The 26,294-nt window shown below is 72.7% G+C and carries 27 protein-coding genes and 3 tRNA genes; 16 read left to right on the top strand and 14 right to left on the bottom strand.

Annotated elements, in window-relative coordinates; translation table 11 throughout:
- Positions 1–68: 68 nt before the first annotated feature.
- Positions 69–1,523, bottom strand: a complete 1,455-nt coding sequence (locus tag AB0M76_RS07595; RefSeq protein WP_365952031.1) for an FGGY family carbohydrate kinase — start codon at positions 1,521–1,523, stop codon at positions 69–71.
- A gap of 83 nt (positions 1,524–1,606) precedes the next feature.
- Positions 1,607–1,909, bottom strand: coding sequence for a YtxH domain-containing protein (locus tag AB0M76_RS07590; RefSeq protein WP_266667268.1), 303 nt, complete (start codon positions 1,907–1,909; stop codon positions 1,607–1,609).
- 145 nt (positions 1,910–2,054) lie between these two features.
- Here AB0M76_RS07590 and AB0M76_RS07585 point away from each other — a divergent pair.
- From AB0M76_RS07585 to AB0M76_RS07575, 3 genes are all read left to right on the top strand, one after another.
- Positions 2,055–2,127: transfer RNA gene (locus tag AB0M76_RS07585), tRNA-Asn, on the top strand.
- A 5-nt stretch (positions 2,128–2,132) separates the two neighbouring features.
- Positions 2,133–2,205, top strand: a tRNA-Asn gene (locus AB0M76_RS07580).
- 184 nt (positions 2,206–2,389) lie between these two features.
- Positions 2,390–2,463, top strand: a tRNA-Ile gene (locus AB0M76_RS07575).
- Positions 2,464–2,509: 46 nt separating this feature from the next.
- On the opposite strand, the gene AB0M76_RS07570 is transcribed toward AB0M76_RS07575, so the two are convergent.
- Positions 2,510–3,268: a hypothetical protein gene (locus AB0M76_RS07570; protein WP_365952030.1), complete on the bottom strand. Its 759-nt coding sequence runs from the start codon at positions 3,266–3,268 to the stop codon at positions 2,510–2,512.
- 232 nt (positions 3,269–3,500) lie between these two features.
- On the opposite strand from AB0M76_RS07570, the gene AB0M76_RS07565 reads away from it, so the two are divergent.
- Together AB0M76_RS07565 and AB0M76_RS07560 are read left to right on the top strand one after the other, a co-directional pair.
- Positions 3,501–4,214 carry a tRNA-dependent cyclodipeptide synthase gene (locus AB0M76_RS07565; RefSeq protein ID WP_365952029.1) on the top strand — a complete coding sequence of 238 codons (714 nt, stop codon included), beginning with the start codon at positions 3,501–3,503 and terminating at the stop codon, positions 4,212–4,214.
- Between the two features lie 79 nt (positions 4,215–4,293).
- Positions 4,294–5,529, top strand: a complete 1,236-nt coding sequence (locus AB0M76_RS07560) for a cytochrome P450 (RefSeq protein ID WP_365952028.1) — start codon at positions 4,294–4,296, stop codon at positions 5,527–5,529.
- A gap of 69 nt (positions 5,530–5,598) precedes the next feature.
- On the opposite strand, the gene AB0M76_RS07555 is transcribed toward AB0M76_RS07560, so the two are convergent.
- Positions 5,599–6,765 (bottom strand): glutamate--cysteine ligase, encoded by a 1,167-nt coding sequence (locus AB0M76_RS07555; RefSeq protein ID WP_365952027.1) that lies wholly within the window; start codon positions 6,763–6,765, stop codon positions 5,599–5,601.
- Between the two features lie 297 nt (positions 6,766–7,062).
- Between AB0M76_RS07555 and AB0M76_RS07550 the strand changes: the two genes are divergently transcribed.
- Positions 7,063–8,343 carry an MFS transporter gene (locus AB0M76_RS07550; RefSeq protein WP_365952026.1) on the top strand — a complete coding sequence of 427 codons (1,281 nt, stop codon included), beginning with the start codon at positions 7,063–7,065 and terminating at the stop codon, positions 8,341–8,343.
- Between the two features lie 77 nt (positions 8,344–8,420).
- On the opposite strand, the gene AB0M76_RS07545 is transcribed toward AB0M76_RS07550, so the two are convergent.
- Positions 8,421–8,792 carry a cupin domain-containing protein gene (locus tag AB0M76_RS07545; protein WP_365952025.1) on the bottom strand — a complete coding sequence of 124 codons (372 nt, stop codon included), beginning with the start codon at positions 8,790–8,792 and terminating at the stop codon, positions 8,421–8,423.
- Between the two features lie 48 nt (positions 8,793–8,840).
- Between AB0M76_RS07545 and AB0M76_RS07540 the strand changes: the two genes are divergently transcribed.
- Positions 8,841–9,665 (top strand): AraC family transcriptional regulator, encoded by an 825-nt coding sequence (locus tag AB0M76_RS07540; protein WP_365952024.1) that lies wholly within the window; start codon positions 8,841–8,843, stop codon positions 9,663–9,665.
- A gap of 35 nt (positions 9,666–9,700) precedes the next feature.
- On the opposite strand, the gene AB0M76_RS07535 is transcribed toward AB0M76_RS07540, so the two are convergent.
- From AB0M76_RS07535 to AB0M76_RS07525, 3 genes are read right to left on the bottom strand one after another with little or no spacing between them, the layout of a single operon-like run.
- Positions 9,701–10,345, bottom strand: coding sequence for a hypothetical protein (locus AB0M76_RS07535; RefSeq protein WP_365952023.1), 645 nt, complete (start codon positions 10,343–10,345; stop codon positions 9,701–9,703).
- Positions 10,346–10,401: 56 nt separating this feature from the next.
- Positions 10,402–11,757 (bottom strand): carboxyl transferase domain-containing protein, encoded by a 1,356-nt coding sequence (locus AB0M76_RS07530; RefSeq protein WP_365952022.1) that lies wholly within the window; start codon positions 11,755–11,757, stop codon positions 10,402–10,404.
- A gap of 52 nt (positions 11,758–11,809) precedes the next feature.
- Positions 11,810–12,835, bottom strand: coding sequence for a LysE family transporter (locus tag AB0M76_RS07525; protein ID WP_365952021.1), 1,026 nt, complete (start codon positions 12,833–12,835; stop codon positions 11,810–11,812).
- Positions 12,836–12,906: 71 nt separating this feature from the next.
- Between AB0M76_RS07525 and AB0M76_RS07520 the strand changes: the two genes are divergently transcribed.
- Entirely contained in the window at positions 12,907–13,356 is a 450-nt protein-coding gene (locus tag AB0M76_RS07520) for an Lrp/AsnC family transcriptional regulator (RefSeq protein ID WP_365952020.1), read from the top strand.
- Positions 13,357–13,515: 159 nt separating this feature from the next.
- On the opposite strand, the gene AB0M76_RS07515 is transcribed toward AB0M76_RS07520, so the two are convergent.
- Together AB0M76_RS07515 and AB0M76_RS07510 are read right to left on the bottom strand one after the other, a co-directional pair.
- A complete protein-coding gene (locus tag AB0M76_RS07515; protein ID WP_365952019.1) occupies positions 13,516–15,096 on the bottom strand; it encodes a GAF domain-containing protein in 1,581 nt (526 codons plus the stop codon).
- Positions 15,093–16,130, bottom strand: a complete 1,038-nt coding sequence (locus tag AB0M76_RS07510) for a rod shape-determining protein (protein ID WP_266629506.1) — start codon at positions 16,128–16,130, stop codon at positions 15,093–15,095. Before AB0M76_RS07510 ends, AB0M76_RS07515 begins: the two co-directional genes overlap by 4 nt.
- A 220-nt stretch (positions 16,131–16,350) precedes the next feature.
- Here AB0M76_RS07510 and AB0M76_RS07505 point away from each other — a divergent pair, with 220 nt between their 5' ends.
- The gene (locus AB0M76_RS07505; RefSeq protein ID WP_365952018.1) at positions 16,351–17,037 is read left to right on the top strand and encodes a triacylglycerol lipase; all 687 of its coding nucleotides are present in this window, start codon (positions 16,351–16,353) and stop codon (positions 17,035–17,037) included.
- A 24-nt stretch (positions 17,038–17,061) separates the two neighbouring features.
- Here AB0M76_RS07505 and AB0M76_RS07500 read toward each other — a convergent pair whose 3' ends face one another.
- Positions 17,062–17,643 carry a hypothetical protein gene (locus tag AB0M76_RS07500; protein ID WP_365952017.1) on the bottom strand — a complete coding sequence of 194 codons (582 nt, stop codon included), beginning with the start codon at positions 17,641–17,643 and terminating at the stop codon, positions 17,062–17,064.
- Between the two features lie 186 nt (positions 17,644–17,829).
- Between AB0M76_RS07500 and AB0M76_RS07495 the strand changes: the two genes are divergently transcribed.
- Complete coding sequence (locus AB0M76_RS07495; protein ID WP_365952016.1) at positions 17,830–18,444, top strand: hypothetical protein; 615 nt, start codon at positions 17,830–17,832, stop codon at positions 18,442–18,444.
- Positions 18,445–18,463: 19 nt separating this feature from the next.
- Here AB0M76_RS07495 and AB0M76_RS07490 read toward each other — a convergent pair whose 3' ends face one another.
- The gene (locus AB0M76_RS07490) at positions 18,464–18,886 is read right to left on the bottom strand and encodes a MarR family transcriptional regulator (RefSeq protein ID WP_266994296.1); all 423 of its coding nucleotides are present in this window, start codon (positions 18,884–18,886) and stop codon (positions 18,464–18,466) included.
- A gap of 100 nt (positions 18,887–18,986) precedes the next feature.
- On the opposite strand from AB0M76_RS07490, the gene AB0M76_RS07485 reads away from it, so the two are divergent.
- The 3 genes from AB0M76_RS07485 to AB0M76_RS07475 all read left to right on the top strand — a co-directional run bounded on the left by AB0M76_RS07485 (position 18,987) and on the right by AB0M76_RS07475 (position 21,438).
- The gene (locus AB0M76_RS07485) at positions 18,987–20,006 is read left to right on the top strand and encodes an NADP-dependent oxidoreductase (protein ID WP_365952015.1); all 1,020 of its coding nucleotides are present in this window, start codon (positions 18,987–18,989) and stop codon (positions 20,004–20,006) included.
- Positions 20,007–20,070: 64 nt separating this feature from the next.
- A complete protein-coding gene (locus AB0M76_RS07480; RefSeq protein ID WP_365952014.1) occupies positions 20,071–20,493 on the top strand; it encodes an organic hydroperoxide resistance protein in 423 nt (140 codons plus the stop codon).
- A gap of 81 nt (positions 20,494–20,574) precedes the next feature.
- Positions 20,575–21,438, top strand: a complete 864-nt coding sequence (locus tag AB0M76_RS07475; protein WP_365952013.1) for an EI24 domain-containing protein — start codon at positions 20,575–20,577, stop codon at positions 21,436–21,438.
- A 33-nt stretch (positions 21,439–21,471) separates the two neighbouring features.
- Here AB0M76_RS07475 and AB0M76_RS07470 read toward each other — a convergent pair whose 3' ends face one another.
- A complete protein-coding gene (locus AB0M76_RS07470; protein WP_365952012.1) occupies positions 21,472–22,362 on the bottom strand; it encodes an NAD(P)-binding domain-containing protein in 891 nt (296 codons plus the stop codon).
- 97 nt (positions 22,363–22,459) lie between these two features.
- On the opposite strand from AB0M76_RS07470, the gene AB0M76_RS07465 reads away from it, so the two are divergent.
- Positions 22,460–22,843 carry a helix-turn-helix domain-containing protein gene (locus tag AB0M76_RS07465; RefSeq protein WP_365952011.1) on the top strand — a complete coding sequence of 128 codons (384 nt, stop codon included), beginning with the start codon at positions 22,460–22,462 and terminating at the stop codon, positions 22,841–22,843.
- On the opposite strand, the gene AB0M76_RS07460 is transcribed toward AB0M76_RS07465, so the two are convergent.
- Positions 22,840–23,577 (bottom strand): hotdog fold domain-containing protein, encoded by a 738-nt coding sequence (locus tag AB0M76_RS07460; protein WP_365952010.1) that lies wholly within the window; start codon positions 23,575–23,577, stop codon positions 22,840–22,842. The genes AB0M76_RS07465 and AB0M76_RS07460 overlap by 4 nt on opposite strands.
- 162 nt (positions 23,578–23,739) lie before the next feature.
- On the opposite strand from AB0M76_RS07460, the gene AB0M76_RS07455 reads away from it, so the two are divergent.
- Both AB0M76_RS07455 and AB0M76_RS07450 read left to right on the top strand, forming a co-directional pair.
- Positions 23,740–24,324, top strand: coding sequence for a DUF1707 and DUF4190 domain-containing protein (locus AB0M76_RS07455; protein ID WP_266994286.1), 585 nt, complete (start codon positions 23,740–23,742; stop codon positions 24,322–24,324).
- A 242-nt stretch (positions 24,325–24,566) separates the two neighbouring features.
- Positions 24,567–26,282, top strand: a complete 1,716-nt coding sequence (locus AB0M76_RS07450) for a hypothetical protein (RefSeq protein WP_365952009.1) — start codon at positions 24,567–24,569, stop codon at positions 26,280–26,282.
- The last annotated feature ends 12 nt before the right edge of the window (positions 26,283–26,294 follow it).

Raw genomic sequence — 26,294 nt, 5'->3', positions numbered from 1 at the left:
AAGGAGTAGACCGGCCGCCGGGCCTACTGCGACGGCAGTAGGCCCCGCGCCCGAGGGGAGGACGGGCTCTACCCCTGGAACGCCCCGGGGTGGATCTGCTCCCGCGTCGCGACGTACTGCTGGCGCACCGCCTGCCAGGCCGGGTACTCCTCGCCCGGCTCGAAGACCTGTGCCGCCGGGCCCGGCCACACCGGAGGGGTGTGCGGGGCCAGCGTGCCCTGCTGCACCCCGAGAGCCCAGGCCGCCTGGCGCGCAGCGCCCAGCGCCGCGTAGTCGGCCGGCGCCGGAACGACGATCTGCGTGCCGAACAGCCCCGGAGCTGCGGCCTGTACGGCGGGCAGCTCGGCCGCCGCGCCCAGCAGGAACACCCTGCGGATCTCGACCCCGCGCGAACGCAGCACGTCCAGCGCATCGACCAGCCCGCACAGCATGCCCTCGAACGCGGCCCGGGCCAGGTGCTCCGGCTTCATCGAGTCCCGCCGCAGCCCGGACAGGGTCCCGGCGGTGTGCGGCAGGTTGGGCGTGCGCTCACCCTCCAGGTACGGGAGGAGTACGAGGCCGTGCGCGCCCGGCGTCGACTTCAGCGCGAGCGCGGACAGCCCCTCGAGATCGGTGCCCAGCAGCTCGGCGGTGCCGCGCAGGGCCCGTACGGCATTGGAGGTGTTCACCACCGGTAGGTGCATGCCGCTGGCGTCGGCCAGCGAGGTGATCAGCCCGCCCGGCTCCGACAGCGCCTCGTGGTGCACGGCCATCACCGAGCCGGAGGCGCCCAGCGAGACCACCGCGTCGCCGGGCCCGAGGCCCAGACCGAGCGCGGCGGCCATGGTCTCCCCGGTGCCCGCGGAGATCAGCAGCCCCTCCGGGGTCATCCCGGCGGCCTCGGCCGGCCCGAGCACCTCGGGCAGCAGCGCCATGTGCCCGAGCGCCAGCTCGACCAGGTCGGGGCGGTACGAACCGGTGGCCGCCGACCAGTACCCGGTGCCCGAGGCGCCGCCCCGGTCGGTGGTCCGCCGGGCGGGGCGGCCCAGCAGCTGCCAGACCAGCCAGTCGTGCGCGGACATCAGCACGGCCACCCGCCGGGCTGCCTCCGGCTCGGCGCGGGCCAGCCAGGCCAGCTTCGCCACCGGCTGCGCGGACTGCGGGACGGACCCCACGGCCTCGGCCCAGGCGTGCCGGCCGCCGAGCGCCTCGATGAGGTCGGCGGCGGCGACCTGGCCACGCTTGTCGTTGCCGACCAGGGCCGGACGTACGAGGGCGCCCTGCTGGTCCAGGGGCAGCAGGGCGTGCTGCTGCGCGGAGACCCCTATGGCCTGGACCCCTTCGAGGAGCCCGCCGCCGGCGGCCTCGCCGAGGGAGAGCAGCCAGGCCTGAGGGTCGGTCTCGTGGGGGTGGACGCTCTCGGGATCGCCCGCGGGCTGCGGATGGGGTGCGTACCCCTGGCGCAGCACGGCACCCGTGTCGGTGTCACAGACGACGATGCGAGTGAAGGCGGAAGAACTGTCCAGCCCGGCGACTATCCCCATACGGAGAATTCTGCCGCACGCCGGGCCGGGATCCGCCGCCCGGAGGCGCCGGATCCCGTCCGGCTCCGGGGGAACCTTCCGGCTCAGGTGTTGCTGGTGCCCCAGTCGTCCTCGGAGCCGCCGCCGGCCCGGTCGCGCAGACCCCGTACCCGCCCGGCCAGGGAGGCGGGGACCGCGTTGCCGACCTTGTCGCTCACGGCGGCGAAGGCCTTCCCGGCGTACTCGCGGCCCGTCTGGCCGGCGGACTCGGCGGCGTTGCGCACCGCCGGGTTCTGCGCGATCTCCCGCGCGGACTTCTTCATCTGCTCGTAGCGCTCGCGCCCCGCGCGCGTTCCGAGCACGTACCCGAGGGCCAGTCCGACCACGAACGTGACCTTGTACCGCATGCCTGCCACCCTTCGTCGTGTGGTGCCCGGCCGGCTGGCGATACCGATTGGCGGAGCACCCCCCTGCTTGCGCTAATCTATGACTCGCAACGGGCGCTCGCCCCCCGGCAAGGCCGGAGGTGGGCTGTTCGGCGCACCGCAGCAATCCCCTGTAGCTCAATTGGCAGAGCAGCCGGCTGTTAACCGGCAGGTTACTGGTTCGAGTCCAGTCGGGGGAGCGCAGTCCCCTGTAGCTCAATTGGCAGAGCAGCCGGCTGTTAACCGGCAGGTTACTGGTTCGAGTCCAGTCGGGGGAGCGTGAAAGAAGAGGACCTCGTGCGGGTCCTCTTTCTTTTTGCCCTGGTCCTGGAACCGGGCAGCCCTCAGAACGGTCTCCCTCAGCAGGCGAAGCCGATCATGCGAGGCATCCGAGGCAGGAGATCGTATGAGCGGCTATGCTGCGGCAGACGGCGCGCACACATGTACGCGCCACGCCGTGAAGGGGCGGTAGCTCAGCCGGTTAGAGCAGCGGACTCATAATCCGTCGGCCGTGGGTTCGAGTCCCACCCGCCCCACTGCGAGCCGCAGGTGAAGAAACGATTGCACCTGCGGCTTTGGCGTTTAAGGGGTCTGTCGGGCCATCAGTCTGTGGTGATCGTCACGGTGAAGGACGGGGTGTCCGCCTGCCGTCCCCGCAGGACGTGGCTCGCTGCCTCCAGGTGTTGGCGTCGACAGGGCGAAACGGTTCACCGGGTTGCGGTAGCTGTGTGAGCCGTCACAGATCCAGGTGCCGCCGTCCTCGCGCCAGTTCGCGGACGTCCACTGGCCCTGCCGGCGCAGGAGCAGGCCGGCGAATTCGACCGGGTCCTCGATGGCGCTGAGGGCGTTCAGCGCAGCGGCGAGACGGGGTGCTGCGGATTCGGGTATGTCGGCATCCCCGAGCATGGGGAAGAGCAGGAGCAGTCGGGCGTCCGGGTCTGTGACACCCGCGCGGGCTTCCTGGTCGGCCGCGGATTCCAGTTCGGGCCAGGACAGGCCTGGTCCCATGAAGTGGCCGTCGTCCACGGCGAGGGTGACGGCCTCCTTCCAATCGGAGTGGAAGAGCAGGTAGTCGACGCCGTGGTCGCCTTCGAGGTTGCGGTAGACGACGTGGATGGCGTACCCGGAGTGCAGGTGCACGGTGAACACGGGCCATTCGTCCGAGGCCGAGACGGTCTCGTGGAGCGTCTGGGCGTCGTCCCAGTCCGCGCCGAAAGCGATGGCCTGCGCTTCCTCGCCCCACAGGCTTGAGCCGAGGTGGCACGGCCAGAAGAGCGGTTGGTCGAGGAACCTCGAACCGTCCGCCAGTGGACCGGCTTCATAACCCGCGATCTCCAGCATCAGCAGATGATCGCATGGCAGGTCGCCGGGCACGGGGCGGGTGCGGCAGGGGGTGGGCGTGGGCGCTGCCGGGAGTGGGGGGTGCTGGCGGGGGTGGCTTGTTCTGGTTGCTCAGCGTCACCCGTTAAGGCGAACCGCGCATGCGATCCCTCCCGTAAGGGGAGCTTTGCCTCGACAGTAGTCACTGTAAGTAATCATCGAGATGCCTGCTTGACTCTGGGGGGTTGCAGTCATGTCAGACAACTGTGCGCCGCGTCCGACCACATCCGCCGCTGTCGACGTCGTGCCGTTGGGCGCCCGGAGCGAGGACATAGTCAAACGCGGCGATCACGCGTTATTCGGCGTGAGTACGGGCAACGGCTACTTCACCCGGCGGCGCCTGGCCGAAGTGGTGTCCTGGGCGGCTGCGCACTTCGCCGTGGTCGACGTCATCCACGCCGACCTGTATCTGGACACGATGTGTGAGGCGCTCGGCTACGGGCGTGCGGACGCCCGCAGGAGCGCCGCCAAGCAGCTGCGCGGCGTCCGGCGGCGGATCCAGGGCGCGTTGGAGGACATCGGCGGCACGGCGGAGCGCGTGCGGGCACGGCCGCTGTCCGCCTTCGTGGACGAGCCCGCCTATCGGGAGGTGCGGACCCGGACACGGGAGGCGTTGCGCACCGATGTGGAACTGCGCGGGATCCGGGACGCGATGGCGCATCAGTTCCTGGCCAAGCGGCTGGATGCGGGAGCCTTCCCCACCGTGGCGCAGGTACAGGCGGCGCTGGACTACGTCGATGCCGAGCTGCCGTTCTTCGTGGACAGCCCGAGCATTCTGGGCGTGCCCTCCTCCGCCCACTGCTATCACGCAGTCCTGGGGATGGGGCGCCTGCTGTTCAGCGACCGGGCCGCCGGTCTGCGGCCGGCACACAACCAGGGCTATGCCGTCGTCGCCTGCCACGACTGACCACTGACCACTGACCACTGACCACTGACCACTGACCACTGACCACTGACGACCGACGACTCGACGAGGAGACAGCAGCATGTCATCAGCAGCCACCGGGCCCACCGGTACACCCACCACCCCCTACGCATCCGTTGCCTGGCCGCTCTCCCGGCGCGGCGACGTCGTGCCCGCCGAGTGCGCGCAGCTGCGCCGGGAGAGCCCGGTCGCCCGCGTACGGACCCTCACCGGCGACGAAGCCTGGCTGGTCAGCAACCACGCTCTCGCCAAGCAGGTCCTGGAGGACGAACGCTTCAGCCTGCGCGAGACGGCCGCTCCCGGTGTGCCCCGTCAGTACGCGCTGACGATCCCGCCGGAGGTCGTCAACACCATGGGCAACGTCAACAGCTCGGGACTGCACCAGGAAGTCTTACGGGCGTTCGGTCCCCGGTCCGGCCCGGCCTCCCCGGAGTGGCTGCGCGAGCAGGCGCACGCACTGATCGACGACATGGTCGCCGAAGGGCCGCCGGTCGATCTGCGGGAGCGGTTCGCCGAGCCCTACTCCGCCGCCCTCGCCTGTGAAGTGCTCGGCCTGCCGCCCGAGGACGGACGCAAGCTCCTGTCCGGCCTGGACCTCGGCTTCCTCACGAGCCCCACCGCATTCGACGGGTGCACCGCCAACTGGGACAAGGACTACGCCTACGTCATGCGGCACGTCCGTGCCGACCGCAACACCCAGCGAGGGCTCATCCGCACCCTGTGTGAGCTGCGGGACGATCCGACGCGGGACGGCACAGCGTTGACCGACCACATGCTCGCAGCCGTGGTCACCTCGCTGTTCGGGGCCGGAGTGATGAGCACCTACGTGTTCCTGCTGCACGCCGTGCTCACCTTGGTGCGGCACCCCGAGGCGATGGACCGCCTGCGGGAGCAGCCGGAGCTGATGCCGCGGGCAGTGGAGGAGCTGATGCGCTGCACCCTCTCCATCGGGGACGGGCTGCCCCGCATCGCCACCGCCGACGTGCAGGTCGGGGAGGTGTGGGTGCGGGCCGGGGAGCTGGTCCTCGTCTGTGTGGAGGGCGCCAACTTCGACCCGGTTCAATTCGAGGACGCCGACACGTTCGACATCGACCGCACCCCCAACGCCCACCTGTCCTTCGGCGCCGGCCGCCACTACTGCCCCGCCTCGGCCATCTCCCGCGTGCACGCGGCTGAGGCCCTCGGCGCGCTCCTGGAACGCCTGCCCGGGCTGCGGCTGGCGCTGCCCGTCGACCAGCTGGTCTGGAGGACGGGCAACATCAAGAGGGTTCCCGAACGGCTGCACGTCCTGTGGTGAGACCGGGCAGAGGCCCCGGGGTCCGCAACGGGCCGGAGCCAGGTGCGTCTGCCGGGGCGTCTGCCGGGTTCAGAAGTTCTCCGTTTCGTCCGCCAAGTGGCGCAGTACGTCGTTCAGGTCCTGGCGGCGGGCGAATGCCGCGCGTTGGCGGTGGGCGCCCGAGCCGTCGCGCAAGAGGCCTCCCAGAGTCTTGGCCGCGTGGTCGAGCTCGCCCGACGCCGCCAGTTCCGGGGCGACCAGTTCCAGCAGGGCCTCCGCCAGGTCCGCCGCCGGGATTTCGGCCCCCGTGTACGGGTCGAGGCCGAAGCCCTCCAGCCCGTCGTGGGCCGCCCGCCAGCGCGCGAGGCGCAGTACGTCTTCCCGCAGCGCCGGTTCGGGACGCTGCTCCGCGATGTCCCGCAGGATGGTCGCCACCAGGGCGCGGACCAGCTCGGCCTGGAGGATCGCCGTGTCGATGTCCGGGGACATGTCGGGCGCCCGGATCTCGAGCGTCGGCCAGTGCCCGGACGGGCGGAGGTCCCAATAGACCATCTTCGTGTCCAGGGCCGCCCCGGAGCCGAGCAGGGTCTGCACCGAGCGCCGGAAGTGGGCCGTGGACGTGAAGTGCGGGGGCAGGCCCGCCGAGGGCCAGCCCGACCAGGCCATCGCCCGCCAGCTGGCGTGACCGGTGTCACGGCCGCCCCAGAACGGCGAGTTGGCGGCCAGCGCGATCAGCGTGGGCAGCCATGGTCTGACCCGGTTCGAGACCGCCACCGCCGTGTCCACGTCGAGGGTGCCGATGTGGATGTGGCGGCCGCAGCTGACGAGGGTGTCGGTGAGCGCGCCGAAGCGGCGGTGCTGCTCGCGCTGGCGCGGCTCGTCGTCGGTCAGGTGCAGCGGCCCTTCCACGGCCACGACCGGCGAGGGCGCGGCCAGCAGCCGGCAGCCGTGGGCGCGGGCCGCCCGGGCGAGGGTACGCCGCAGGGTGGCGAGCTCCTCGCGCAGGACGGGCGCCGAATCGGCGACCGGGGTGGAGATCTCCACCTGGTAGCGGGTGCCCTCGGGGTGCACTTCGTGGGGCAGGCCCGCGGCGGTGGCCAGGACGAGCGGGGCGGCCGGGACCACCCGGAAGGTGCGGGCGTCGACGAGGAGGAACTCCTCCTCGACACCGACGGTCAGCGGGGCCGTGAGAGGGGTCGCGTGGACGCCGTTGTCCGCGCTGCCGGTGCTCGTGGTGCTGTTGCCAGGTTCGATCACTACGCCTCCCTGGACATACGAGTCTTTTCATCATGAGCTGAACACGAGGTGAGGAGCGCACGCCGATTCAGTCAAATGTGCGGCGGCAGTGGCGAGTTACCGGCAAGGATCGGCTCGGTCTGAGACCGCGGATCCGGGTGGGGCGACTGGTGCGCGTGCGGGAACCGGCCGGGGTGCGAACGAGGTGCGGGGACGGGGTACCGGCGGGCTCCTGCCGGGCGCCGGCCCCGGCTCGGGCCCGGCTCCGGCCGCGTTTAATGCCTGGGGCCGTCGAACGGCCGCCGGTTATCATCCGCTGTGACCGGTACGAGCACCCCCACGCCCACACCCACACCCACCCGACGCGCGACGCGGATATTCGCGGACCTGACCCCGCTGCGCACGTCCCCGGACTACCGGCGGCTGTGGGTCGGCGGCACCATCTCCTGGATGGGCCAGGCGATGACCGCCCTCGCGATCTCGCTCCAGGTGTACGACATCACCCGGTCCAGCTTCTCGGTCGGGCTCGTCGGACTGTTCTCCGTCGTCCCGCTCGTCGTCTTCGGGCTCTACGGCGGGGCCATCGCCGACACCGTGGACCGGCGCAAGCTCGGCCTGTACAGCTCCCTCGGCCTGACGGCCCTGTCGATCGCGCTCGCCGGCGCCGCGCTGCTCGACTACCACCGGGTCTGGCTGCTGTACACGGTCGTCGCGCTCCAGGCGGTCTGCGGCGCCCTCAACGGGCCTGCCCGGTCCGCGATGATCCCGCGCCTGCTGCCGGCCGAGCAGCTGCCCGCCGCCAACGCGCTGAACTCGGTGACGATGACCTCCGGGACGATGATCGGCCCGGTGCTCGGCGGGCTCATCGTCGGCTGGTGGGGCTACCAGGCCGCGTACCTGGTCGACGCCGTCACGTTCTGCGCCGCCCTCTACGCGATGTGGCGGCTGCCCGCGATGCTGCCCGAGCGGGAGGGCGGCAAGCGGGGGCGGGCCTCGGTACTGGACGGGCTGCGCTTCCTCGGGACGCGGCCGAACATCCGGATGACCTTCTTCTCCGACATGGCCGCCATGGTGCTGGCCCAGCCGAAGGCGCTGTTCCCGGCCATCGCCGTGCTCTGGTACGGCGGCGACGCCAAGACCGTCGGCCTGCTGGTGGCCGCGCCGGCCGTCGGGGCGCTGCTGGGCGGGCTGTTCTCCGGCTGGCAGGGCCGCATCCGCCGGCACGGGCTGGCCATCCTGATCTCCGTGGCCGCCTGGGGGCTGGCCATCGCCGTCTTCGGACTCACCCGGAACCTGTGGCTCGGGCTGTTCTTCCTGGCCCTGGCCGGCTGCGCCGACACCATCTCCATGGTGTTCCGGTCCACGATGATGCAGGCCGCGACGCCGGACGAGATGCGCGGCCGCCTGCAGGGCGTGTTCATCGTGGTCGTCGCGGGCGGGCCCCGGCTCGGGGACTTCTTCGCCGGGACCGTCGGCGACCGGACCTCCCCGACCATGGCGATCACGGGCGGCGGGCTCGGGTGCGTGCTGGTGCTGCTCCTGCTGGCCCTGCGCTGGCGCGGGTTCGCCCGGTACGACGCGAGGTCGCCGCAGGCGTGATGCATGAGGCTTGATGCGCACCGCCCGATGCGCACCGCCCGATGCGTGCCGCCTGCCGAGTGAGGCCCCGGGACCGCTCAGGCGTCGACCGGCTCCCGGGTGCGCTCGCCGCCCGCATCGCCCGTGTTGGCCGTGCCGGCCGGCTCGAACAGCAGGATCGAGACCTCTTCGTCCGCCGCCGGGCAGTGCTCGACCCCGCGCGGTACGACGTACAGCTCGCCGGGGCCGACGACCACGTCCCCGTCGCGGAGGCGGATCGTGAGGGTCCCGCTGACGACGAGGAACATCTCGTCGGTGTCCTCGTGGGTGTGCCACACGAACTCGCCCTGGAGCTTGGCGGCCTTGACCTCGTAGTCGTTGATCCGGGCGATGCGGCGCTGGGCCCACTGCTCGTCGAACGCGGACAGCTCCCGCGCGATGTTCACGGGGTGCATCGGGTGCGTTGTCATGGGGAGAGACTGCCGGAGGGAGCAGGGGCCGTCTTGTACGTTCCTGGCATGGCCGCGATCCGTCCGCGCAGTACCGTCTCCGCCTGGCAGCCGTCGGTTGCCGGCATCGCCGAGGTCTTCCACGCCCGTTTCACCGACCACGCGTACCCGGCCCATGTCCACGACACCTGGGCGCTGATGATCCTGGACGGCGGCCGCGTCGACTTCGCGCTCGACCGGGAGCGGCACGGCGTCGGGGTCTCGGACGCCGTGGTCCTGTTGCCGCCCGGGGTCGCGCACGACGGACGGACCGTCACCGAGGCCGGATTCCGCAAGCGGGTGCTCTACCTCGACACTTCCGTCCTCCCGGAGCACCTGGCCGGCGCCGCCGTCGACACGCCGCTGCTGTTCGACCGCGCGCTGCTGGAGCGTGTACACGGGCTGCACCTCGCGCTGGGCTCGCAGCAGTCGCCGGCGGAGGGCTTCGAGGCGGAATCGCGGCTGGCTTTCGTTCGGGAGCGGCTGTGGATCCGGCTGGCGGGCCGGGAGGCCGCCCCCGGCGGCGCGCCGGGCGCGGGGCTCGCCGTACGGCTGCGCGAGCTGCTCGACGCGCGGGTGGTCGAGGGGATCACCCTGGAGGAGGCGTCGGCGGTGCTGGGACCCGTACATCCCACGCACCTGATCCGCAGCTTCCGGAAGGCGTACGGGCTGCCGCCGCACGCGTACCTGACCGGGCGGCGGGTGGCCCGGGCGCGGCGGCTGCTGCTGGCCGGGATGCGTCCGGCCGCGGCGGCCGTGGCTGCCGGATTCTACGACCAGGCGCATCTGACGCGGCACTTCGGGCGGTACGTGGGGATCAGTCCTGCACGGTTCGCACGGTCCGGGCGGATGTGAACGGGAGTTGGCGGAAGCGGCGGCCGGTCAGGGAGTTACGCCGGCTCCAGGAGTACGGCCGGGAGGGTGCCGGTCACGATCTCGTCCCGGGGCAGCGAGAGGCCGAAGTGGCGCTCCACGATCCCCAGGGCGGTGCGGTGGACGTCCCTGCGGTCCGCTTCCTCGTCCGGGAGGCCGGCGGCGGTCAGCTCGGCCTGGACGCGGGAGGCCACCTCGGGCTCGCCGACGACACCGTCGTAGCCCCAAGAGCCGTCCAGGTGCAGGTTGAAGGCGCTCAGCACGACCTCGTCGTGGACGTAGGCGAACTGGGGCGGGACCGGCTTGCCGTTCTCCTCCTCGAACTCCAGGTGGCAGATGTCCACGCCGCCGCGGGAGAGCGGCGGCCCACCGCCGAACTCGCCCATCCAGCCCCCGTAGGCGACCGTGTACGACCAGTCGCCGCACCGGCCGTGGCGCAGGCCGATGGAGTCCCACTCGCTCCCGTACCTGTCGGCCATGAGCTCGAGAAGGCCGTCTCCGGTGAGGTCCCCGACGGGGACGGCCGTGTGCTGGGGGCCGAGCACGGTCTCGGTGAGCCGCCCGACGAGTTCCTCCGGGGTGAGTCCGCGCGCCATCACCACGCTGTATCCGCCGAAGGCGATCGAATGCGGGGCTGCCAGCCAGGTCATTCCGTCCGTCATGACGGACATCCTGACCGATGCCTCTGACAACGCGGGGGCCGGCGAGGGCGGTTCGCTCAGGCGGGCCCGACCACGGGCCCGACCACGCCGCGTGCGACGCCGAGGGCGACCAGGTCCTGGGGGCGGATGCGGAGCTGGTCCGCCGTGGACGGCGCCTCGGACGGGGGGCGCTTGAGGATGGCCGCCGCCAGCTCGGGGGCGATCACCGAGAAGTAGCTGTCCGGGGTGACCCAGGTGTTCCCCGGCGCGGCCAGCGCAAGGGCGCCGCCCGAGCCCCCCTCGCCGATCAGGAGGGTGGTCACCGGGACCCCGGCCGCCGCGACCGCCGCGAAGGTGTCCGCGATGGCCGCTCCGGCGCCCGCGTGTTCCGCCGCGGCGTCGTTGGCCGCGCCGGGGGTGTCCACCAGGGTGAGTACGGGGATCCCGAGGCGGTCCGCGAGGCGGATCACGCGGGCCGCCGTACGGTAGCCCGCCGGACGGGTCGCCGTGCCGCACTGGGCCGCGTACGCGACGGCCCGCCCCTCCCGCAGCCCGAACCCGCACAGCATCCCGGGGTCCGTGCCGCCCGCCCGGTCCCCGGAGAGGGGGAGGCGGAGCGCGAAGTACGCGTCCAGGTACGCCTCGGCGCGCGGCCGGTCCGGGTGGCGGGCCTGCCGTACGGCGTCCCAGCCGCCGGCCGGGGGCGGTACGTCCGACAGCGCCTCCGGCGGCTCGACCGGCTCGGCGGAGCGGGGCGCGGCCAGGATGCGGAGCCAGCCGGCCAGGGTCGCGGGCAGCTCGGCGGCGGGGACGACGGCGTCGACGTGCCCGGCGGCGTACTGGCCCTCGGCGGTGTACGCCGCCGGGTCCGCGTCCGCCGGCCGGACCCGGGAGCCCGCGAAGCCGACCTGCGCACCCGGGAGTGCGAGCACGACGTCCGCCCCGGCGCCGAGCGTGGCCCAGCCGCCGCCGGTGGTGGGATCGCGGAGGACGGCGATCTGCGGGAGTCCGGCGGCGCGGGTGAGCACGGACTGGCGGGCCACGCGCTGGAGTTGGGTCAGCGCGAGCATGCCCTCCTGCATGCGGGAGCCGCCGGTGGCGATCAGGGACACGAGGGGGAGGCGGTGTTCGCGTGCGTACGTGTAGGCGGCTTCGAGCCGGTCTCCGGTGCGTTCGCCGAGGGAACCGCCGAGGAAGCCGAACTCGAAGGAGATCACGGCGGCTTGGCGGCCGCCGATGGGGGCGGTTCCGGTGACGACGGATTCCTCTTCGCCGGTCCGCGCGGCGGCGCGGGCGCGGGAGTCGTCGTAGCCGGCCCAGGTGAGAGGCCCGTCGGGGGCCGATTCCCGGTGGGGGGTGGGGAGTTCGGCGAAGCTGCCGGGGTCGGTCACGGAGGCGATGGCTGCGCGGGCCGAGAGGCGGGTCGTCGTCACGGAATCACCCTAGGGGGTGGCTGTCGGGCGGGGGAGGTTGCGTTGGGGCCGGTCATGTCAGGTGGGGGAGGGGGAGGGCGATCTTCAGGGCGTAGGCCGCGACGAGGCCGTAGCCGAGGCGGAAGGTCCAGGCGCGGGCGGCGGGGGAGACCTTGCGGCCGGCGAAGGCGCCGAGCGTGACGAGGGTCTGCTGCCAGAGGAGCGAGGCGGCGGCGACGCCGATGAGGAAGGCGGCGGCGGTGGTGGGGGTGGTGAGGGTGGAGGCCTGGGCGGTGGTGAGGGCGGCGAAGTAGAGGGCGGTGGTGGGATTGACGGCCGTGAGCCCGACAAACCGCCCGAACGCCCTGACGGCTCCGGCTCCGGCCCGTGGCTCGACCCCGGTCCCCGCCCGGGGATCGGCCTCAGCCCTGGGCTCGGCCCCGACCCCATGCTGAGGGTCGGCCCCGGCGCCACGCTTGGGCCCTGCCCCGGCCCAGGGCGTCGTTCCGGTCCCCGCCATGGCTCCGGCCAGGGGGTGTGGCGCGGGCCGAGGGTCAGGCCGGTCGGTGGGTTCGGGCCCTGCGGGAGGCAGTTCCCCACCCCGCCCCTTCCCGAAACTGGGGCTCCGCCCCAGGCCCCGCGCCTCAAGCGCCGGCGGGGCTGAGGGATCGGGGCTGCGCCCCGGATCGGGCGTCTGAAGGGGCGACGGGTCCGAAGGGTCGGGGCCGTGGCCCGGGCCTCGGGGCGCGAGTGGAGGTGGGGCGGAGGTGTGGGCCGGGTGCGGTGCCGCGAGTGGCGGTGGCGTTGACGCCGCGGAGTCGCGGAGGCCGTGGGCCGCGATCGCGAGGAGGACTGCCGCCGAGGCCAGGCGGATCCAGGCCTCGATCGGGGTGACCTGGGAGGCCACCCAGGGGCCCAGCGCTGTGGCCAGGGCCGCGTAGGCGAGGTCGACCGTGGCGATGCCCGCCGCCGCGGCCATCGCCGTGCGGCGGTTCCGCATTGCCTCCTGGAGCAGCAGCACGCTCATCGCACCCATCGGCATCGCCACGCCCAGGCCCGCGACCGCGCCCGACAAGGCGGGGGAGAGGAATTCGCTCATGGAACGGGAGGGTGAGGGGTGGGGGCGTCCGCGCAGCGGCGTATATCGGCCCTGACTGCGAGAATCGCGGTGTGGACCGCCTCGACAGGGAAATCCTCGGCATCCTGCAGCAGGATGCGCGGATCTCGTACCGCGATCTCGGCGTCTGCGTCGGGCTCAGTGCCAACGCCACCGCCGACCGGGTGCGCCGGATGCGGCGGGACGGGGTGATCCGCGGGTTCACCGTCATCGTGGATCCGGCCGCCGACACCCGGGGCGGGCTCGTGGTCTTCATCGATCTGAGCCTGCGGCAGGACACCTCCAACGACGAGTTCGAGCGGAAAGTCGCCACGCTTCCCGGGATCACCGAAGTGGTGCATGTGACCGGGGAGTACGACTACCTCGTACGGGCCCGGGCCGCCGACCCCGCCGCGCTCGACGCGCTGCTGCGCCGGCTCAAGCGGGAGGCCGGGGTGGCTCAGTCCAGCACCCGGATCGCCTTGCGGGCAGCGGTCACACACCGGCCGCCGGGCGCCCCCTAAGCGGTCTCGGGGAAGTGGGGCACGCTCCCGCGTCGTCCGGCACGGTGCCTCGCCGCGTTGTCGCAGCACCCTGGTACGTCCCGTACAAGCGTGCCGCTCCGCCTTGCGATGCACCGCACCGGACGACGCGAAAACGAAACCCCACTTCCCCGAGGCCGCTTAGAGCGCCGACTCCCAGCGCAGGCTCGTCCCCCGCGTGCCCGACTCCGTGCGGCCGTCGTCCGTGACCTTCAGGCGGGCCCGGGTCGGGGTGGCGTCCACCTCGACCTCGATCGAGGTGACCTCCGAGCGGCGGTGGGCCGCGGCCAGGGCGCCGCGCAGGGCGGAGAGGAGATCGCCGGCCACCGGCTCGCGGAGCAGGGCGTCCACCGCGCCCGCGAAGTGGACCGACGGCTGGAAGCCCAAGAGGACCGCCGCCCCGCCCGTTTCACGCAGGACCCGGCCGCGGAACGTCGTCGGGGCATCCGTCGGCGGCTGCTGGAGGGCGAAGATGGCCGTGCGGACCTCCTGGATGGTGGAGTCGAGCTCGTCCACCGCCCGGCCGAGTTCGTCGCCCACCGTGTCCCCGGACGGTGCGGCCGCCGACCTCTTCTTCGTGCTCTCCAGCATCATCTCCGTCGCGAACAGCCGCTGGACCACCAGATCGTGCAGGTCCCGCGCGATCCGGTCGCGGTCCTCGTAGACCGCCAGCTGCTCCCGGTCGTGTTGCGCGTCCGCCAGTACGAGGGCCAGCGCGGCCTGGGAGGCGAACTGCGAGGCCAGCAGCCGGTCCACGGCGTCGTACGGGCGCCCGCCGCGGGCGCGCGGCAGGGCGAGGGTGCCGATCAGCTGGCCGCCGCTCTGGAGCGGGAGCATCATGCTCGGGCCGAAGCGCTCGCGGACGTGCGTGGTCATCCGGGGGTCGGTGGCCGAGTCCTCTATGAAGACCGGCTCCCCGCCGAGGAGTTGTTCCAGCACCGGCGAACCGGGGGCGATCGCGGTCCCGACCAGGTCCCCGGGGTCCCCGTGCGTGGAGGCGGCCACGATCTCCATGCCGCCCTCGGGAGTCGGCTGGAGGACCACGCCGGCCGCCGCGTCGGCGAGCAGCCGGGCCCGTTCGGCCACGCACATCAGCGCGTCCATGGCCGGCCGGCCCGCCAGCAGGGTCGTGGTGACGGCGGCGGCGCCCTCGATCCAGCGCTCCCGGCGGCGCGCGGTTTCGTACAGCCGGGCGTTGCCGATCGCTATCCCCGCCTGCGAGGCCAGGACGCGTACGAGGGCGAGGTCCTCCTCGGTGAACGGCCCGCCGCCCACCTTCTCGGTGAGGTAGAGGTTGCCGAAGACCTCCTTGTGGACCCGGATCGGGATGCCCAGGAAGCTGCGCATGGGGGGATGGCCCGGCGGGAACCCCGCCGAGCGCGGATCCTTCGACAGGTCCTTCAGCATCAGCGGGCGCGGATCGGTGACCAGCGCGCCGATCAGGCCCGAACGCCCGTCGGGCAGGCGGCGGATCGCGGCGCGCTCCGCCTCGCTCAGCCCGGCCGTGTACAGCTCGGTCAGGCGCAGGCGCTCGGGGTCGACGACCCCGAGCGCTCCGTACCGGGCCGTGCACAGCTCGGTCGCCGAGTCCACGATGTGCTGGAGGGTGGTCTGTCGCTCCAGTTCGGAGCCGACGCTGAGCACCGCCTCCAGGAGTGCGGGCAGCCGGGCCCGTTGCCCGGGACCGTCCGGACCGGCGGGCTCGGGCACCGCGTCCGTCATTCGGCCAGTGGGTTGAGGACCATCGGGGCGATCTTCCCTTCGAGCATCATGCCGAGACCGAGCACGGCGCACACGTCCGGCCGTTCCGCGATGGCGACGGGCATACCGGTGGCGTCGCGCAGCATCTGGTCCAGGCCCGGCAGTAGGGCGCTGCCTCCCACCATCATGATCCCCCGGTCCGTCAGGTCGGCGACCAGGTCCGGCGGGCAGTCCCGCAGCACCTTGCCGATGCCGTCGAGCACGGCGGTCAGCGGGGTGTGGATGGCGTCCCGTACGGCGGCGGTGTCGACGTGGACCGAGCGGGCCAGTCCGGTGGCCACGTCACGGCCGTGGATGAGGGTGGAGGTGGGGCCCCCGCCGGTGATGCCGTTGCCGTGCAGGGCGACCTGGAGCGGCCGGACGGCCTGGCTGGGCAGCATCAGCTCGTGCGCGTGGCGCAGGTGCTGGACGACGGCGTGGTCGATGGCCTCGCCGCCGACCGGGATCCGCTGGGCGGTGACGATCGAGCCTAGGGAGAGGACGGCGATCTGGGTGGCGGCGGCCCCGCACACCATGATCATCGTCGCGGTCGGCTGCTCCACGGGCAGGCCGCAGCCGACGGCCGCCGCGATCAGGGTGTCGACGAGTTCGACGCGCCGGGCCCCGAGCCCGACCATCGTCTCCACGGCGGCGCGCTGGGCGAGCGGGTCGGCGTCGTGCGGGGTGCAGGCGGCGGCCCGCAGCCGGGGCTTGCGGCGCAGGGCGCGCCGCAGCTTCTCGCCGAGCAGGTGGCGCAGCATCCGCTGGGCCATCTCGATGTCGACGACGGTGCCGCCGGAGACGGGGCGTACGACGCGGATGTAGTCGGGCGTGCGGCCCGTCATCCGTTCGGCGAAGGACCCGACCGCGATGAGTGCACCGGTGCGGGTGTTCACGGCGGCGACGCTGGGCTCGTCGACGACCAGGCCGGCGCCCTTGACGTACACACGGGTCCTGGCTGCTCCCAGGTCGACGGCGACGTGGCAGCGGCGCAACTGCTCAAGACTGACGGTCACGGCAGATCCTCCCGAGAGCGCTGGCGCAAGAAGACCGGCGACTGCCGGTTGCACTTCATATCTTCTCGGGCGAATGGGGCATATCGCCCGTTGGGCTGCTCCGGCCGGGTGTGGCGCACGGGGTGAGAGGTGCTGCACGGGGGTGGATTTCTGTACCGACAGGCACCACGATGCCCGCACCGTCCGCGCTACTCGTGCGTAACAAGGTAAAGGGGACCCCATGCTGACGCCCCGCCAGAGACTGTTGGCGCTCGTGACGCTCTGCCTGGCGCTCCTCGCGCCCCTCCCGGCGCAGGCCGCCGCCGCTGTGCAGCCGCACAACCCGGTGGTCTTCGTCCACGGCTACAACGCCGACCCGGGCGTCTGGGGCGGCCTGCGCGAGGACCTGCGTGCCGCCGGGTACACCGACGCGGAGCTCTTCTCCTGGGGTTACGACACGCACCGGTCCGTCAACGAGGTGCTGGCCGGGCAGCTCGGCGCGTACGTCGACCAGGTCCGCCGGCAGACCGGCGTCGCGCAGGTCGACATCGTGACGCACTCCTTCGGCTCGCTCGTCGGCCGCTGGTACCTGAAGTTCGGCGGCGGCGCCGCGACCGTGGACCACTGGGTCTCGCTGGCCGGACCCAACCACGGCACCTCCACCGCGTGGGCCTGCGCCCTGTGGGACCAGGCGTGCCGGGACATGACGCCCGGTTCGTACATCGTGAAGAACCTGAACGCGGGGGACGAGACCCCGGGCGCGGTGAAGTACGCGACCTTCTGGTCGAACTGCGACGAGGTCATCAACCCGGACAACAGCGTCCCGCTCGCCGGGGCCGCCAACACGCCGGTCGGCTGCCTCCAGCACAACGACCTGCTGGGGGACGACGCCACCTCGGCGGGCGTCCGGTCCTTCCTCGCCTCGTAGAACTCGCGGCCCGGACCCTCCCGCTCAGACCTCGACCCCGTCGACCGCGATGCGCTGGAGCAGGCCGTACGTGAACTCCGCCACGCACGGCCGGCCCTGCGCGGTGAACGCGAGCCGCCACCGGGTCGGCGCGGTGCCCTCCATCGGGCGCACCGGGGCGAAGGCCCGCGCCACCTCGTCCACCGTGGCCGACCAGGGCCGCAGGTCCTCGGGCGTCTTCAGTACGGGCCCCCGCGCGCCCGGGGCCCGTACCAGCCACTCGTTCCACACCGCCCCGTCCGGCGCGGCCAGCACCTCGAAGCGCAGGTCCGGCCAGAGCGGCACCGGCCACAGCAGGGCCTCGCACTCCAGGTCGCCGATGGTGCGGGCGGCCGTGGACTCCGGCGGGCCGAGCACCGAGCGGTAGCGGGCCAGCGCCCCGCGGGCGCGGGGGGACCGGACCATCGCCTGCCAGCGCTTGTTCGCCTCCCGCTGCTCGGCGAGCGAGGCACCCAGCCGCCGTCGCGCCTCCTCGGCGAGGTCCGGCCGGAAGTCCGCCATCCGGCGCAGCAGCACCAGCTGGAAGGCGGCCGGACCGAAGGGTCCCGAGGGCGCTGAGGCAGTCATGGAGGAAACGATTCCACACAGGACCTCCACGAACCCGCGATACGGATGTTGCGTGGAACCACGTAGCGTGCGGACGTCATGGACTACTGCCACGCCTGTCGGAGGCACCTCAACGGAGCCCTGGCGTGCGCCGGGTGCGGAACCCCTGTCGAGTACCTGCCGCCCGCCGCCGCCGGTGGGCCTCCCGTGCCCGCAGCCCCGTACGGCTCCGCACGGCCGGAAGAGCCCGCCGACCCGTTCGCGGACTCGATCGTCGTGCTGTCCGGAGCGCACAGCGGCCGGGCCGGTGCGCGGCGCCGCTCCACGCACCGCCGGCGCCGCCGGACCATGCTGACGGTCGGGCTGGGCCTGGTGCTCGCGGTCGGCGGCACGGTCGTGCTCGCCCGGATCGTCACCGAGGGGCAGAAGACCGACCGGGCCGCCGAGGTGGTGCTCACCGACGGGAACGGCCCGCAGGAGCCGGCTCCACTGCCGAGCGGCAAAGGGACTCCCGGCGCGCCTTCGGCGCTGAAGCCGGTGAAGGCCTCGGGGGCCGCGAAGGCCACCGCGGGCGGAACGCAGTCGGCCGGACCCGGGGCGTCTGCCGAGGGGACGCCGGAGCCGGGTCCGTCGGCGTCGGCCTCCGCGTCGGGCAAGACGGGGCCGACGAAGGGTGTCACCGGGCACGGGCCGTCCGTAAAGCCCGGTCAGTCGGGGAAGCCCTCGCCGAGCGCTTCCGGGACGGCGCAGCCGCCGTCCCCGACGCCGAGCCCGTCGCCGACGAAGCCGGCGGAGTCGTGCTGGTTCTTCATCTGCTTCTGAGCCGGACGCTTAGCCCCGCCTAGCCCAGCATCCGCTTGAGCAGGTCCCGCAGGACCGCCCGCTCGGCCGTGGACAGCCCGGCCAGCGGTTCGCGCGCGAAGTCCAGCGACTCGCGCAGCCGGTCCGCGGTCTGCAGGCCCTCCTCCGTCGGCGCGGCCAGCTTGACCCGGCGGTCGGCCGGGTCCGGCCTGCGCTCGACCAGGCCGCGCGACTCCAGCCGGTCCACGATGCCCGTGATGTTCGAGGGCTCGCACTTCAGCTGCTGCGCGATCCGCCGCATCGGCATCGGCTCCAGGGACAGCAGGTTCAGTACCCGGGCCTGGGCGCCGGTGAGCTGGTGGCTGGCTGCCGCGTGCTCGTACTCCTCGTGGTAGCGGGCCACGACGGTGCCGATGAGCTCGACAACCTCAACGGTCAGGGGATCTGCGCGACGACTGGGCATGGATCCAGAGTACCCATTTACTTGACAACATGAAATATCCAGGCGCATGGTTGTTTCACGTACTGAAGTATTCGTCGATTCCTCGATTCGGGAGCGCCCCATGTCTCAGATCCCCGCCGTCAGTCGCGAGTGGCACCTCGTCCGCCGCCCGCAGGGCTGGCCCGTAGCCGAAGACTTCGCCCTGCGCGAGGTCGAGGTCGCGGCCCCGGCCCCCGGCCGGATCCTGGTGCGCAACCTGCACATGTCCGTGGACCCCTACATGCGCGGCCGGATGAACGACGTGAAGTCCTACATCCCGCCCTTCCAGCTGGACAAGCCGATGGACGGCGGCGCGGTCGGCGAGATCGTGGCCTCCGCCGCCGAGGGCTTCGAGGTCGGCGACCACGTGCTGCACGGCCTGGGCTGGCGCGAGTACGCCGACCTGGACGCCAAGCACGCCACCAAGGTCGACGCCTCGCTCGCGCCGCTCTCCTCCTACCTCGGCGTGCTCGGCATGCCGGGCCTGACCGCGTACGCGGGCCTCTTCGAGGTGGCCTCCTTCAAGGAGGGCGACTCCGTCTTCGTCTCCGGCGCGGCGGGTGCGGTCGGCAGCCTCGTCGGCCAGTTCGCGAAGATCAAGGGCGCCGCTCGAGTGATCGGCTCGGCCGGCTCGGACGAGAAGGTGACGCTCCTCACGGAGAAGTACGGCTTCGACGCCGCGTTCAACTACAAGAACGGCCCCGTCGGCGAGCAGCTGAAGGCAGCCGCCCCGGAGGGCATCGACGTCTACTTCGACAACGTCGGCGGTGACCACCTGGAGGCCGCCATCTCCTCCCTGAACGTGCACGGCCGCGCCACCCTGTGCGGGGCGATCGCCCAGTACAACGCCACCGAGCCGACCCCCGGCCCGCGCAACCTGGCCCTGGTCATCGGCAAGCGGCTGCGCCTGCAGGGCGTGCTGGTCGGCGACCACGCCGGGCTCCAGCCGCAGTTCGTCCAGGACGTCGCCGGCTGGCTGCGCTCCGGCGAGCTCGTGGCCGACGAGACCGTGGTCGAGGGCGTGGAGAACGCGACCGAGGCCTTCCTCGGCATGCTGCGCGGCGACAACACCGGAAAGATGATCGTTTCCTTCACCGGTTAGGCTCACTGCACACCGTCGTGATCGTGGGCGCGAGTCACGGCGATTACCAGGAGGATCTCTTTACATGTCCATCCAGCAGACCGACGTTCTCTACACCGCTGTCGCCACCGCCGAGAACGGCCGTGACGGCCGCGTCGCGACCAACGACGGCCGGCTCGACGTCGTCGTGAACCCGCCGAAGGAGATGGGCGGCAGCGGCGCCGGCACCAACCCGGAGCAGCTGTTCGCCGCCGGCTACAGCGCCTGCTTCCAGGGCGCCCTCGGCGTCGTCGCCCGCAACGAGAACGCGGACGTCTCCGGTGCCACCGTCACCGCCGAGGTCGGCATCGGCAAGAACGACGAGGGCTTCGGCATCATCGTCAAGATCTCCGCGGTGATCCCGAACGTGGACGCCGCCACCGCCAAGGACCTGATCGAGAAGGCCCACCAGGTCTGCCCGTACTCCAAGGCGACCCGCGGCAACATCACGGTCGAGCTCGCCGTCTGATCCGGCTCGCGCTCCGCGAAGGCCGCACCCCGACCCCGGGGTGCGGCCTTCGCCGTGTGCGGCCGGTCCTAGACTGGACCCATGCGTGATCTTGCGGGGGGATTCGGCTACCTGCTGGCCGGACAGAGATGGGTGCTGCGACACGGCCGCTGGCTGGGCTTCGGCCTGCTGCCGGGGCTGGTCTCGCTGGTGCTGTACGCCGGCGCACTGGTCGGGCTCGGCTACGGCGCCGACGACCTGACCGCCTGGGCCACCCCCTTCGCCGACGGCTGGTCCTCGCCGTGGCTCGGGCTGTTCCGGGGCTTCCTCACCGCCCTGCTCTTCAGCCTCGGGCTCTTCGTCGCGGTCATCACCTTCACCGCCGTGACCCTGCTGATCGGCCAGCCGTTCTACGAGTCCCTCTCGGAGCAGGTCGACCGCAGCGAGGGCGGCGACGCCCCGGAGTCCGGGCTCCCGCTCTGGCGGGAGCTGTGGATCTCGGCCCGGGACAGCCTGAAGGTGCTGGTCCGGGTGCTGCTGTACGGGATCCTGCTCTTCGGGCTCGGATTCATCCCGGTGATCGGGCAGACCGTGATCCCGGCGATCGGGTTCTGCGTGTCCGGGTTCTTCCTCGCCGAGGAGCTCACCGCCGTCGCGCTGCAGCGGCGCGGGGTGGAACTCGCCGACCGGCTCACCCTGCTGCGGACGCGGCGGATGCTGGTGCTCGGCTTCGGCATCCCGCTGGTGCTGGCGTTCCTGGTGCCGCTGGTGGCGGTGTTCCTGATGCCGGGTGCGGTGGCCGGGGCGACCCTGATGGTCCGGGACCTGACCGGGGAGGACGAGGCCCCGGCGGCCGGGGCCGCCGACCCGAAGACCGACACCGACGCGGCCGCCTCCGGGGACGCGCAGGCTCCGGCCGCGGGCGCGGCCGAAGGTTTCGGACCGCCGCCGCCCGCGTACTCGTAGACCGCTCGCCCGTAGATCGCCGGCCCCGCGGGGCTACCGCTTCAGCAGGGTGATCGCGCCGACCGTGTCCTCGCCTGCGTGCGCGACCGGGTCGGCGGCCAGCCGGCGCCGCATCAGCTCGAGGTACGGGGTGATCAGCTCGGCGCTGACGCCCTGTTCCTCGGCCGTGCGCAGCAGGGTGCTGCTGCCCGCGACCTGCATGGCCAGGTTCGACACGACGCCGGTGGTGAAGTCCCCGGAGGTCAGCCGGTCGGCCGCGTTGCCCACGAAGAACCCCATCGCGCCGAGCCACTCGGACAGCAGCGGCGCCAGTTCCTTCGGGGCGATGTCCTCGCCCTCGATCAGCGCGTAGGCGTGCGAGATGCCGGCGAACAGCCCGTACATCCCGCTCAGCAGTGCCATGTCGAACAGCGCGGCGTGGCCGGGGTCCTCGCCGACGAACCGGGCGCCGGCCGGGACCTGCAGGGCGGCGCGGTGGGTGTCGAACAGGGCGCGGGAGCCGCTGTGGAAGACGTACGCGCCGGATGCGGGGACGCCGATCATCGCCGGGGTGCCCATGATCCCGCCGTCCACGAACCGGGCCCCGCGCGCCTCGGCCCAGGCGGCGCGCCTCCGGCCCTCGGCGGGCGTACCGGTGGTGAGGTCGACCAGGTCCTTGCCGGTCAGGTCGATGCCGTCCAGGACCGAGCCGACGCTGGCGTCGTCCAGCAGGCAGAGCACGACCAGGGTGTTCGCCGCCACCGCCTCGGCGGGGCTCGCGGCGACGGCGGCGCCTTCGGCGGCGAGCGCCTCGGCCTTGGCGGCGGTGCGGTTCCAGACGGTCAGGGGATGCCCGGCGGCGAGCCAGGTGCGGGCGAGTGCGGTGCCCATGTCGCCGAGGCCGAGCAGGGTCAGCGGGCGCTTCGTCACGGTGTTGTCGGTCATGCCGTTTAGCCTGGTGGCAGGCCGAGAGGCGCTCAAGTACGCACTTCGGAGTGGGTGGTTACTCCCAGGTGAGCGAGCAGGTGGGGAGGGGTGCGTGATGTCGGTGACGCGAAGGCCCGGGGCGGACCACTGCGGTGTGGCCGCGGCGATGTCCGTGATCGACGGCAAGTGGAAGGTGTCGCTCCTGTGGGAGCTGGAGCAGCGGCCGCGCCGCTTCGGGGAACTGCGCCGGCTGGTCCCGGGGATCTCGGAGAAGGTGCTCGCGGCCCAGCTGCGTGAGCTGGAGACGGACGGCATAGTCCACCGAGAGGTCTACGACGAGGTCCCGCCGCGCGTGGAGTACTCGCTGACCCCGCCGGGCCAGGAGCTCAACACGGCCCTGGAAGCTCTGGGGGCATGGGGGACCAAGCACCGTGTCCCCGGGCCGGCTCAGCAGTCGGCCCAGGTCCAGGTCCAGGTCTCGGTCCAGGTCCAGGGCTAGACCTGGACCTGGGCCGGGGTGCGGGGTTCCACCCACAGGGCCTCGCCGACCGCGCACAGATCGCCTCCGGCGGTGGCCAGGGCCGTGCCCACGCGGTACTTGCGTCCCTCGCTGCCGAGCAGCCAGGCGTACGAGACGAGGCCCGCGCCGACTGGCACCGGCCGCAGCAGCCGCGCGGTCAGGGCGGCCGTGACCGCACCGGCCCGCCGGTCGTCGAGCAGCCGGCCGGCGGCGTTGCCCGGGCAGTCCAGCGCGCCCCACACCAGCTCGGGCGGCAGCAGTCCGTCCGCGCCACCGAGTCCGGGACCGGGGGTCCAGGCGGCGGCCACCAGGGCGCTGCCGGGCACCGGGCCGCAGTGCAGGCGCAGGCCTGTGGCGGGCGTGCGGTGCAGACCGCAGCCGAAGCAGTCGACCATCCCGTCCGGGGGAGCCGCCCGGTACGCGTCGGCCGCCGCCTGCGCCTGCTCCCAGGACGGCGGCTCGGGGGCCTCGACGGCCGGCTCGGCAGGGGTCGCCGCCGCCAGCAGGAGCTCGCCGTCCACCAGCTGGACGCCGCCTTCGGCGGTCGGGGCGAGCCGGACCGGGGCGTCCGTGGGCACCGGCCGGCGGAAGTCCACCCGGACGGTCTCCGCGGCCGCCCGCGCGGCCAGCACCCCGGCCACGTAGCCGCCGAAGGCCACCCCGGGATATCCGCACAGGTGGGCCGGAACCGTGATCGTCTCGAAGTCGGTCATGCCCGCCACCTCATCACATCCGCCATCGCCCCCGCCGCCCGCGGCGCAGGCATCGGTCTCGTCACAGCTGTCGGCCGGGGGCACCGCAACCATCGCCGTTGCCCGTTCGTCCTCCATCCTGGACGGACGCGCACCACGCGCAGGGGCTTCGGAGGTGGCCGGATGGCAGAACAGCCGTGGGGGCAGCCGTACCCGGTCCGCCCGCAGCAGCAGTCCTACGGGCAGCCGTGGCAGCCCGCGCACACCCCGCAGTCCGCGATGCGCGCCTCGCACACCGACCGCGACCGGACGGTGGACGTGCTCAAGGCCGCCTTCGCGGAGGGCCGGCTCTCCCGCGAGGAGTACGGGCAGCGCTTCGACGCGGCGTACAAGGCGCAGACGTACGGGCAGCTCGCGCAGCTGGTCGCGGACCTGCCGGCCGGGCCGATGGTGGCCCCGTTCGGCGCCGCGGTACCGGTGCTGCCGCCCGGCTACGGGCCGCCGCCGGGGCCGCTGCCCATGCCCGTGCCGCCCCGCCCGGTCAACGGGATGGCGATCACCTCGCTCGCGCTGGGTGTGCTCAGCCTGCCGACGCTCGGCGCCGCGGGCCTGGGCGCCGTGATCACCGGGCACATCGCCAAGGCGCAGATCCGCGCGCGCGGCGACGAGGGCGCCGGGCCCGCGACGATCGGCCTGGTGCTCGGCTGGCTGTCGTTGGGCGGCTGGGTGCTGCTCTTCCTGCTCGCCGGCTTCGGGGTCCTCGACTGACCTGCGCCTCACACCGGGCCGCGGGCCGTTCCCTGGCGGTCCCGGCCGCCGTCCCGGGACCCCCGCTCGCCACAGGCGGCCCGATAGTATGCGTGGCGGCAAGAGCCGAGGCTGTCCCACACCGTCCTTGAGTCCGCCGCCCGCGTCCGATCTCCGGACCTGCGGGCCCGGAGCCGGGCAGTGGCTTGCCGAGAACGACCGGCCGTCGCGCCGAGTACCGACCAGCAGTAGGGACACCGTCAGTGACAGTCAGTACCGAGGGGTCGGCGGCCGCGCGCCCGGGCCCCCCGAGCGGACCGGCCGCACACGCCCCCAGCAGCTCCGGATCCTCGGATCCGGCCCCGCGGCGCGCACTGCGCTCCCGCGGCGGGCTCCTGCTGCTGGAGGCCGCCGTGGCGTTCGCCGCGGCACTGGTCCTCCCGCTCCTGGCGCGCGGCCTGGGGCTCAACCCGCTCAACCGGATCGCGCAGGTCAGCGGCCTCGCCGCGATCCAGCTGCGGTTCGCGCTGATCGGGCTGCTGTTCGTCGCCGCCGTGGTGCTGGCGATGCGGCTGCGCGGCGGGCGCCACTTCGACCTGGCCACCCGTCTTGCCGCCGCGGCCATCGCGGGCCTGGCGAGCGGCTTCGTCGCGGCGGGCGCGGTCGTCGCGCTGCTGGGCACTCCGTGGCCGATGTTCGGCCTCAACGGCGACAGCGGCCGGATCGTCGAATGGGCCCACGCCGTCGCGAACGGGCAGCCCTCGGGCTCGCCGGTCTACCCGCCGATGCCGCTCTACACCCTCGGCTACTACGCCGAGTGGTTCCACGGCGGCAACACCGCGTACGCCTTCAAGGACCTGCAGATCCTCGGCGCCGCCGCCTTCGGGCCGCTGGTCTACCTCGCCTGGCGGATGCTGCTGAGCCCGGTCCGGGCGCTCGCCTTCGGTGTCGTGCCCGCGTTCGCGCTGATCGACTCGTACAAGCCGTACAGCCAGACGGTGCTCGTGCTGCTGGTCCCGGTGCTGGTGGCGATGGTGCTGGCGCTGCGCCGCAGCGGCACGGAGGGCTGGCGGCCGCTGCTGCTCAAGGGCGCAGGGGTCGGCGTGCTGCTGGGCGTGCTGTTCCTCACGTACTCGGGCTGGTTCCTGTGGAGTGCGGCCGGCGTGCTGTTCGCCGCGCTGCTGTACTTCCCGTGGAAGACCGGCCGTCTCAAGGGCGCGGCGTTCATGGGCACGGCCCTGGCGGCCTTCCTCGTGGTGGCCGGGCGCTACCTGATGGTCATGCTGAAGGAAGGGCAGACCACCAAGGACTACAACTTCCGCTTCGACAACTTCACCGACCCGGCCTACTACCTGATGTGGCGTACGGACATGCCCGGCAAGGTGGGCGACTGGCCGCCGCCGGGGGAGTTCGGCGGGGTCGGGCTGTTCGCCCTCGTGACCTTCCTCTGCCTGGGCGCCGCGATCTGGCTGGGCCTGCGCAAGCCGCTGGTCGTCACCATCGCCGCGATGTTCATCAGCGCGTGGGTGATGCGCATGTACATCGCCTCGCACATGTACGAGACGCAGACGGTCCAGCTGTACACGCGCACCAACAACCAGCTGCTCTACTGCGGTCTGATCCTCTGCGCGCTGGTGGCGCACCTGGTCTCGCTGAAGCTGGCCGAGCGGCGCACGGCGCCCGAGGCAGCCGCACCTGCATCCGAGGCATCCGGGGCATCCGCGCCCGCCACGGGCCGTACCGGCTTCCCCGGCCGCGAGGGCGCCGTGATCGGAACCCTCTGCGCCCTCCTGCTGCTGCTCGGCACGGTCTCCTCCTCGATGTCCGACCGCTACATGCCCGCGCAGGACGGCACCTACCGGATCCTGCCCTGGGTCTCGCACACCATCCGGCAGCAGGACGGGAAGTGCCCGAAGTTCGCGCCCAAGGGCGAGTGCTCCAAGGACGGCGACCAGAGCTGGCTGAGCTACATCCGATGATCAGAAGGAAGC

The sequence above is a fragment of the Streptomyces sp. NPDC051364 genome (assembly GCF_040682115.1).
Taxonomy (GTDB): domain Bacteria; phylum Actinomycetota; class Actinomycetes; order Streptomycetales; family Streptomycetaceae; genus Streptomyces.
Note: the sequence above shows the minus strand (reverse complement) of the source record. Positions and strands in the feature narration are given on the sequence as shown.

What these genes read in the sequence shown, in the direction of transcription:
- AB0M76_RS07595 (WP_365952031.1), bottom strand. Translation starts at nt 1,523, where the DNA reads ATGGGGATAGTCGCCGGGCTGGACAGTTCTTCCGCCTTCACTCGCATC.
- AB0M76_RS07590 (WP_266667268.1), bottom strand. Translation starts at nt 1,909, where the DNA reads ATGCGGTACAAGGTCACGTTCGTGGTCGGACTGGCCCTCGGGTACGTG.
- AB0M76_RS07570 (WP_365952030.1), bottom strand. Translation starts at nt 3,268, where the DNA reads ATGCTGGAGATCGCGGGTTATGAAGCCGGTCCACTGGCGGACGGTTCG.
- AB0M76_RS07565 (WP_365952029.1), top strand. Translation starts at nt 3,501, where the DNA reads ATGTCAGACAACTGTGCGCCGCGTCCGACCACATCCGCCGCTGTCGAC.
- AB0M76_RS07560 (WP_365952028.1), top strand. Translation starts at nt 4,294, where the DNA reads ATGTCATCAGCAGCCACCGGGCCCACCGGTACACCCACCACCCCCTAC.
- AB0M76_RS07545 (WP_365952025.1), bottom strand. Translation starts at nt 8,792, where the DNA reads ATGACAACGCACCCGATGCACCCCGTGAACATCGCGCGGGAGCTGTCC.
- AB0M76_RS07540 (WP_365952024.1), top strand. Translation starts at nt 8,841, where the DNA reads ATGGCCGCGATCCGTCCGCGCAGTACCGTCTCCGCCTGGCAGCCGTCG.
- AB0M76_RS07535 (WP_365952023.1), bottom strand. Translation starts at nt 10,345, where the DNA reads ATGACGGACGGAATGACCTGGCTGGCAGCCCCGCATTCGATCGCCTTC.
- AB0M76_RS07525 (WP_365952021.1), bottom strand. Translation starts at nt 12,835, where the DNA reads ATGAGCGAATTCCTCTCCCCCGCCTTGTCGGGCGCGGTCGCGGGCCTG.
- AB0M76_RS07515 (WP_365952019.1), bottom strand. Translation starts at nt 15,096, where the DNA reads ATGACGGACGCGGTGCCCGAGCCCGCCGGTCCGGACGGTCCCGGGCAA.
- AB0M76_RS07505 (WP_365952018.1), top strand. Translation starts at nt 16,351, where the DNA reads ATGCTGACGCCCCGCCAGAGACTGTTGGCGCTCGTGACGCTCTGCCTG.
- AB0M76_RS07500 (WP_365952017.1), bottom strand. Translation starts at nt 17,643, where the DNA reads ATGACTGCCTCAGCGCCCTCGGGACCCTTCGGTCCGGCCGCCTTCCAG.
- AB0M76_RS07490 (WP_266994296.1), bottom strand. Translation starts at nt 18,886, where the DNA reads ATGCCCAGTCGTCGCGCAGATCCCCTGACCGTTGAGGTTGTCGAGCTC.
- AB0M76_RS07485 (WP_365952015.1), top strand. Translation starts at nt 18,987, where the DNA reads ATGTCTCAGATCCCCGCCGTCAGTCGCGAGTGGCACCTCGTCCGCCGC.
- AB0M76_RS07480 (WP_365952014.1), top strand. Translation starts at nt 20,071, where the DNA reads ATGTCCATCCAGCAGACCGACGTTCTCTACACCGCTGTCGCCACCGCC.
- AB0M76_RS07475 (WP_365952013.1), top strand. Translation starts at nt 20,575, where the DNA reads ATGCGTGATCTTGCGGGGGGATTCGGCTACCTGCTGGCCGGACAGAGA.
- AB0M76_RS07470 (WP_365952012.1), bottom strand. Translation starts at nt 22,362, where the DNA reads ATGACCGACAACACCGTGACGAAGCGCCCGCTGACCCTGCTCGGCCTC.
- AB0M76_RS07465 (WP_365952011.1), top strand. Translation starts at nt 22,460, where the DNA reads ATGTCGGTGACGCGAAGGCCCGGGGCGGACCACTGCGGTGTGGCCGCG.
- AB0M76_RS07460 (WP_365952010.1), bottom strand. Translation starts at nt 23,577, where the DNA reads ATGACCGACTTCGAGACGATCACGGTTCCGGCCCACCTGTGCGGATAT.
- AB0M76_RS07455 (WP_266994286.1), top strand. Translation starts at nt 23,740, where the DNA reads ATGGCAGAACAGCCGTGGGGGCAGCCGTACCCGGTCCGCCCGCAGCAG.